Origin of the sequence: Marinimicrobium sp. UBA4509 (genome assembly GCF_002388575.1) — a bacterium.
Taxonomy (GTDB): Bacteria; Pseudomonadota; Gammaproteobacteria; order Pseudomonadales; family Cellvibrionaceae; genus Marinimicrobium; species Marinimicrobium koreense.
This window is the reverse complement of sequence record NZ_DGMV01000003.1, coordinates 360-644: the sequence shown is the minus strand read 5'-3', so window position 1 is coordinate 644 and position 285 is coordinate 360. Positions and strand designations below refer to the sequence as shown.

The window sequence follows — 285 nt, the reverse complement described above, 5'->3', positions numbered from 1 at the left end:
GGGCAGGCCGAACAGGTCATGCCGGGAACGGACAAGGTAACGGTTTGTTGCGCCGCCAGTGCGGGCAGGCTGAATAGCGTGAACAGTACGGCAGCGATCAGGGACTTTTTCATAGTGTATGGTCTCTCAGTCAGCAGGGTGGATCAGCTCTCAGTAAAACAGCGGTAAGACGAAAGGGAACGCCAGTGCGGTCAGTATGAGTAGCGCGACGACCCAGAAAGCGACCTTATAAGCGGTGCGCACTTGCGGCACTGCGCAGACCTCGCCCGGCTGGCAATCCTGTGC

At 58.6% G+C, this 285-nt stretch carries 1 protein-coding gene; it reads right to left on the bottom strand.

Annotated elements, in window-relative coordinates; translation table 11 throughout:
- Positions 1 to 150: 150 nt before the first annotated feature.
- Positions 151 to 285, bottom strand: a 135-nt coding sequence (locus tag B3520_RS00090) for a mercuric transporter MerT family protein (protein ID WP_286874955.1), incomplete at its 5' end; no start/stop codon positions are given.